Below are 7257 nucleotides of genomic sequence, written 5' to 3'. Positions count from 1 at the left end.
CTCCACACCCGCCCCGTCCACGCCGACCCCCTCGGTCACGCCCAGCACCACCGCTCCGACGGAACAGCCCGTACAGGTGAAGGCCATTTCCGTCACGGGTCTGCGGCAGACGGGTACGGCGAGCGCCACGGGCACGGTCGAGATCGTCACGGACGGGACCGGTCCCATCACCGTCGTCGTCACCTGGTTCACCGGCGAGGCATACGGTCAGCTCGGCGCCCAGGACGGCGCGGAGACCGTCCGGCGCGAGGGCGCCACGCAGTACTCGGTCCCGCTCGACCACACCTTCCGGCAGCAGGGCTGCTACTGGGGCATGCAGGCGGCCACGGACCCGGCCGCCGCGAGCGGCGCCGCCTCTCAGCAGATCCTGACCCGGCGGTGCACGATCTCATGAGCGATCCACGTATCCCCTACGGCCACGACGGCGGAAAACCCGGACGCCCGGACGGACCGCCGGAGGACATCCGCCCCGAACCGGCGACCGGGGCCGAGATCGGGGCCGGGGCCGGATCGGGCTCCGCAGCCGATACGTACAGCGCGACCGTGCTCGGCAGCCACTGGTTCCAGGGCCCTGACTCCGACGCCGGCCCCGCCTCCGAACCGGCCCCGGATCCAGTGCCCGCACCGTCGGCCGCACCCGTGCCGGCGCCCGACCGGATCGAGGGGGAGATCCTCCGCTTCGGACCGGGGGTGACCGCCGCCGTACGGAACCGTCACCACGCGAACACCACCGCGGCCCTCTGGGCCGGCAGCCCGCCCGGACAGCCCGCGGAACCGCGGCGCCAGCCCGAACGCCGCGCCGGAGGCCTGCGCCGGTACGCGCTCGCCGCCGCGGTCCTGCTCGCCGTACTGCTGTATCTCGCCTGGCAGCGGTACGGGCCCGCCCTCGCCGTGCGGGACGTGACCGTACGGACCGCCGCACGCGGGCCGGAGTGTGACGGCACGTCGGACATCGTCGCCACCGTGCGGACCAACGGCCGCCCCGGCACCCTCACTTACCGCTGGATACGCAGCGACGGCACCTCCTCCGGCACGCTGCACGAGAAGCTGGCACAGGGCCAGGGCGAGACGCGGCTGCGTCTGTTGTGGACCTTCCGGGGCCGGGGCGAGTACCGCGCCACGGCCGAGCTGCGGATCACCGAACCCTCCCGGCACACGGCGGTCACCCACATCACCTACCGCTGTCCCTGACCCCGCCCACCGCATCCGCGGAAGACCGGCGCCGAGGCGGCCGGCCCGACCGGCATCACCCGTTCGGGCCTGGCCCGTTGCCCGAACGGCCCTAGCGGGCGCCGCTCGCCCGCAACAAGGCTGGCCGGGACATCGACCAGCCGCGGAGGAGAGCCATGCGCGAGGCGAGTACGTCGGAACGGACCACGGCCACCCCAACGACCGAGCCCACGGACGGCGCGGCGGCCGCCGTCACCGACGAGGAACTGGCCGCCCTGGTGGCCCACTGGCGTGCCGCCAACTATCTGGCGGCCGGCCAGATCTATCTCATGGGCAATCCGCTGCTGACCGAGCCGCTACGCCCCGAACACATCAAACCCCGGCTGCTGGGCCACTGGGGCACCGCCCCCGGACTGAATCTCGTCCACACCCATCTCAACCGGGTCATCAAGGCGCGGCGCGGGGACACCGTCTGTGTCTGGGGGCCGGGCCACGGCGGCCCGGCGGTCCTGGCCAACTCCTGGCTGGAAGGCAGCTATTCGGAGGTATACCCGGACGTCAGCAGGGACCGGGAGGGCATGGCCCGGCTCTTCCGCCAGTTCTCCTTCCCCGGCGGGGTGCCCAGCCATGTGGCGCCCGAGACGCCCGGCTCGATCCATGAGGGCGGCGAGCTGGGCTACTCCCTCTCCCATGCCTACGGCGCCGCGTTCGACCATCCGGATCTGCTGGTGGCGTGTGTGATCGGCGACGGCGAGGCGGAGACCGGACCGCTGGCCGCGTCCTGGCACTCGAACAAGTTCCTCGACCCGGTGCACGACGGCGCGGTGCTGCCGATCCTCCATCTCAACGGCTACAAGATCGCCAATCCGGCTGTGCTCGCCCGTATCCCCGAGGCGGAGCTGGACGAGCTGCTGCGCGGTTACGGCCATGAGGTGCTGCATGTCGGCGGCGACGATCCGGACACGGTGCACCGGGACATGGCCCGCGCGATGGACACCGCGCTGGACCGGATCGCGCTGATCCAGCGCACGGCCAGGGAGGAGGGCGCCACCGGGCGGGCCCGCTGGCCGGTGATCGTCCTGCGGACGCCGAAGGGATGGACCGGGCCCGCCACCGTGGACGGACTGCCGGTCGAGGGGACCTGGCGCGCCCATCAGGTGCCGCTCGCGGGCGTCCGCGAGAACCCGGAGCATCTGCGGCAACTGGAGGCGTGGCTGCGCTCGTACCGCCCTGAGGAACTCTTCGACGGCCATGGGCGGCCCCGCCCCCAGGTCCTCGCCTGTGTCCCCGAGGGCACACTGCGGCTCGGCGCCACTCCGTACGCCAACGGCGGTCTGCTGCTGCGCGATCTGCCCGTGCCGGAGCTCGAACCGTACGCGGTGAAGGTCGACCGGCCCGGTGTCACCCTGCACGAGCCGACGCGGGTGCTGGGCGATGTGCTCGAAGCTGTCATGGAGGCGACCAGCGGGCGCCGCGACTTCCGGGTGGTGGGCCCGGACGAGACGGCGTCCAACCGGCTCCAGGGCCTCTACAAGGCGTCGGGCAAGGCGTGGCAGGCGGGGACGCTGAGTGTCGACGAGCATCTCGACCGGCACGGCCGGGTCATGGAGATCCTCTCCGAACACACCTGCCAGGGCTGGCTGGAGGGCTATCTCCTCACCGGCAGGCACGGGCTGTTCTCCTGCTACGAGGCCTTCGTGCATATCGTCGACTCGATGGTCAACCAGCACATCAAGTGGCTGAAGGTGTCCCGCGGGCTGCCCTGGCGGCGCCCGATCGCCTCGTTCAACTATCTGCTCACCTCGCACGTATGGCGCCAGGACCACAACGGCTTCTCCCACCAGGACCCCGGTTTCATCGACCATGTGCTGAACAAGGCGCCCGAGGTCGTACGGGTCTATCTGCCGCCGGACACCAACTCCCTGCTCTGCGTGGCCGACCATGTGCTGCGCAGCCGGGACTACGTCAATGTCGTCGTCGCGGGGAAGCAGCCCTGCTACGACTGGCTCACCCTGGACGAGGCGCGCGCCCACTGCGCACGGGGCGCGGGAGTGTGGTCCTGGGCGGGCACCGAGCGCGAGGGCGAGGAGCCGGACGTGGTGCTGGCCTGCGCGGGCGATGTGCCGACCCAGGAGGTGCTGGCCGCCGCGCTGCTGATCCGGCGCCATCTGCCGCGGCTCGCGGTCCGGGTGGTCAATGTGGTGGATCTGGCCCGGCTGCTGCCGGAGAGCCGGCATCCGCACGGTCTGTCCGACAGCCAGTACGACGCGCTGTTCACCCGCGACAAGCCGGTGATCTTCGCGTACCACGGCTATCCCTGGCTGATCCACCGTCTCGCCTACCGCCACACCGGCCACGGGAATCTGCATGTGCGCGGCTACGAGGAGTCGGGCACCACCACAACGCCGTTCGACATGGTGGTCCGCAACAACCTGGACCGCTACCGGCTGGTCATGGATGTCATCGACCGGGTCCCTGGGCTGGCGGTGCGCGCCACCCACGCGCGGCAGGCGATGGAGGACGCCCGGTTCCGGCACCAGGCCTGGATCCGGGAGCACGGTACGGATCTGCCCGAGGTGACCGACTGGACCTGGCAGCCGCTTCCGGTGGACAGCGAGATCTATCCCACGACGCGCCTGTGACGGGAAGTCGTGGTGCCATGGGACGAGGGCGTGTCGCGAAAGTCCCGCCTGGCCCGCGACACCCGGCACGCACGCTCGCGGCGTTGTCGGAGTCGCCTGAGTACGTCCAGTACGCGGGCGATCCTCCGCCTTGCGATCGCACGCACCGGACGCCGCAGGCCCCGCCCTCCGGGCGGACGGCGCTACTTTCGCAACACGCCCTCGGCCCTGTCCGGCTCGCGACGCCTGGTACTTCCACGAAGGGACGGTCCATGGCCGGTGCGCCGTTCCCGGCACCGCTGCTGCGCTCCGTGCGGGCCGTGGTCCTCGACACCGACGGGGTGATCACCGATACCGCCCGGCTCCACGCGGCGGCCTGGAAGGGCGCGTTCGACGCCGCTCTGGCCGTCGCGGGGGCGGCCCCGCCGTTCGACGCGGTGGAGGAGTACCGCCGCCATGTCGACGGCCGCTCCCGCGAGGACGGGGCGGCGGCGTTCCTGGCCGCGCGCGGGCTGTCCCTGCCTCTCGGCGCACCGGACGACCCGCCGGGCACGGGTACGGTGCGGGCGGTCGCGGCCCGCAAGGAGGAGCTGTTCACCGCACGGCTGCGGACCGACGGGGTCGCGGTCTGGCCCGGGACCGTACGTCTGCTGAAGGCGCTGCGTGACGCGGCGGTGCCGTGCGCGGCCGTGTCGGCGTCCCGGCACGCGACCGAGCTGCTCGACACGGCCGGTGTGCTCGGTCTGCTGCGGGCGGTGGTGGACGGCAGGGAGGCCGCGCGGCTCGGTCTGCCCGGCAAGCCGGATCCGGCGCTCTTCCTCGAAGCCGCGCACCGTCTCGGCGTGGCGGCGCGGGACGCGGCGGTCGTGGAGGACGCGCTGGCCGGGGTGGAGGCGGGCAGGCGCGGCGGCTTCGGCCTGGTGATCGGTGTGGACCGTACGGCGGGGCCGACGAGCGCGGCCGATCTGCGGCGGCACGGCGCCGACGCGGTGGTCGGGGACCCCGGCGAGCTGCTGACCGCGGGCGGGGACTGACCATGCGTGCCTGGACCTGGACGTACGAGGGGTACGACCCGGAATCGGAGCGGCTGCGCGAGGCGCTGTGCACGCTGGGCAACGGCTATTTCGCCACCCGGGGCGCGGCCTCCGAGACCTCCTCGGGTCCCGCGCACTACCCGGGCACCTATGTGGCGGGCTGCTACAACCGGCTGGTGTCCACGGTGGCCGGACGCCGGATCGAGAACGAGGACCTGGTCAATCTCCCCGACTGGCTGCCGCTGCGGTACCGGGTGATCCCCGAGGGCGGGGAGCCGGGTCCGTGGCTGTCGCCCGACGGCGCCGGGCTGGTCGAGCACCGGCGGACCCTGGATCTGCGGCAGGGCACCCTCGTCCGCGGTTCGGTGTACGAGGACGGCGCCGGGCGGCGGCTGACGGTGGAGCAGTGCCGGCTGGTGCACATGGGAGAGCCGCATCTCGCCGCGCAGCGCACGGCGTTCACGGCCGAGGGGTGGGCGGGGAGCGTCGAGGTGGAGTCGGGGCTCGACGGCGATGTGCGCAACGCGGGGGTGGAACGTTACGGCGATCTCGCGAACCGTCATCTCGCCCACTGGCACACCGGCTTGGAGCACGGCGACACCCTCTGGCTGCGCTGCCTGACCGTCAACTCCGGAATCGGGGTGGCGCTCGCCGCGCGCACCCGGGCCTCGCGCGGGGGCGTCGCGGCGGGCCGGCCGCGTACCCGGCTGACGGCCCGGCGGGCCTTCCAGAGGCTGACGGTCCCGATGGCGCCGGGCGAGACGGTGACCGTCGACAAGACGGTCGCGCTGTACACCTCGCGCGACCCGGCGATCAGCGATCCGCTGACCGCCGCCGTCGAGGGGGCGCTGCGGGCGCCCGGCTTCTCGCGGCTGCTCGCCTCGCACCAGCGTGCCTGGGAGGACATCTGGCGCAGGTCGACGCTGGACGTACCGGGCGAGGCGGGCCGGATCCTGCGCCTGCACCTCTTCCATGTCCTCCAGACGCTCTCCCCGCACACGGCCGAGCTGGATGTGGGGGTGCCCGCGCGGGGGCTGCACGGCGAGGCGTACCGCGGGCATGTCTTCTGGGACGAGCTGTTCGTCCTGCCGTATCTGAATCTGCACTTCCCCGAGGTCTCCCGGGCGCTGCTGGGCTACCGCCACCGGCGGCTGCCCGCGGCCTGCCGCGCGGCGCGGGAGGCGGGCCGGGTGGGGGCGATGTTCCCGTGGCAGAGCGGCAGCGACGGGCGCGAGGAGAGCCAGGAGCTGCATCTCAATCCGCGCTCCGGCCGCTGGGTGGCCGACCATTCCCGCCTCCAGCACCATGTCGGCTCGGCGGTCGCGTACAACGTGTGGCAGTACTGCCAGGCCAGTGGCGATCTGGAGTTCCTGCACACGAAAGGCGCGGAGACACTGCTCCAGATCGCCCGGTTCTGGGCGGCGATCGCGGAGTGGGACCCGGCGCTGGAGCGGTACCGGATCCGCGGTGTCATGGGCCCCGACGAGTACCACGACGCCTATCCGGGGGCGACCGCGCCGGGGCTCGACGACAACGCCTATACGAATGTCACCGCGGCCTGGGTGCTGGCGCGGGCCCGTGAGCTGTGCCGGGCGCTGCCCGCCTCGCGGCGCCGCCGGCTCTTCGAACGGCTCCAGCTCGACCGGCAGGAGACGGACCGCTGGGAGGACATCTCGCGCAGGCTCCATGTGCCGTTCCACCGCGGTGTCATCAGCCAGTTCGCGGGGTACGGCAGGCTGGCCGAGCTGGACTGGGCGGCGTACCGGAGGCGGTACGGCGACATCCGGCGGCTGGACCGGATCCTGGAGGCCGAGGGCGACACGGTCAACCGCTACCAGGTGTCCAAGCAGGCCGATGTGCTGATGCTGGGCTATCTGTTCTCGCCCGGCGAGCTGTCCGGTCTCTTCCGGCGGCTGGGCCACCGGCTCGACGACGACTTCTGGCGTACCACCGTCGAGTACTACGAGCGTCGTACGAGCCATGGCTCCACGCTGAGCGCGCTGGTGCACGCGTGGGTGCTGGCGCGGATCCACCGGGACGAGGCGTGGACGTATGCAAGGGAGGCGCTGACCGGGGATGTCGCGGACGTGCAGGGCGGCACCACGGCGGAGGGCATCCATCTGGGCGCGATGGCGGGGACCCTGGACTTCGTGCAGCGCGGACTGACCGGTCTGGAGACCCGGGAGAACGCGCTGTGGCTGGATCCGGCGCCGCTGCCGCAGCTCTCCAAGTTCCGGGTGGGCATCCGGTACCGGAACCACTGGGACGTGGACCTGCGGATCCGGACGGGGCGGGTACGGATCGGGGTGCCGGCGCCGGACGGGGAGCCGGTACGGGTGGTGCTGGGCGGCCGGGTGTCGACGGTCGCGCCGGGCGCGACCCGCTGGCTGGAGCTGCCCGGCGGATGAGGCGGGCGCTCCGTCCCGTACAGC

General features: G+C 72.6%; 4 protein-coding genes and 1 pseudogene. All 5 read left to right on the top strand.

Translation table 11 applies throughout. The features are described from left to right. A pseudogene (locus tag WH07_RS03650) lies at nt 1-394 on the top strand (serine/threonine protein kinase); the annotation flags it as partial. Next, nucleotides 391-1191, top strand: a complete 801-nt coding sequence (locus tag WH07_RS03645) for a hypothetical protein (protein ID WP_079022917.1) — start codon at nt 391-393, stop codon at nt 1189-1191. The pseudogene WH07_RS03650 and the gene WH07_RS03645, both read left to right, overlap by 4 nt. Nucleotides 1192-1346: 155 nt before the next feature. Further along, a complete protein-coding gene (locus WH07_RS03640; protein ID WP_079022916.1) occupies nt 1347-3812 on the top strand; it encodes a phosphoketolase family protein in 2466 nt (821 codons plus the stop codon). Nucleotides 3813-4063: 251 nt separating this feature from the next. Beyond that, a complete protein-coding gene (locus tag WH07_RS03635) occupies nt 4064-4825 on the top strand; it encodes an HAD family hydrolase (RefSeq protein ID WP_046495188.1) in 762 nt (253 codons plus the stop codon). A gap of 2 nt (nt 4826-4827) precedes the next feature. Further along, entirely contained in the window at nt 4828-7233 is a 2406-nt protein-coding gene (locus tag WH07_RS03630) for a glycoside hydrolase family 65 protein (protein ID WP_046495186.1), read from the top strand. Nucleotides 7234-7257: the final 24 nt, after the last annotated feature.

Source organism: Streptomyces odonnellii, assembly GCF_000981895.1.
GTDB classification, from domain to species: Bacteria; Actinomycetota; Actinomycetes; order Streptomycetales; family Streptomycetaceae; genus Streptomyces; species Streptomyces odonnellii.
The sequence above is the reverse complement of the archived record's forward strand: the minus strand, read 5'-3'. Positions and strand labels throughout refer to the sequence as shown.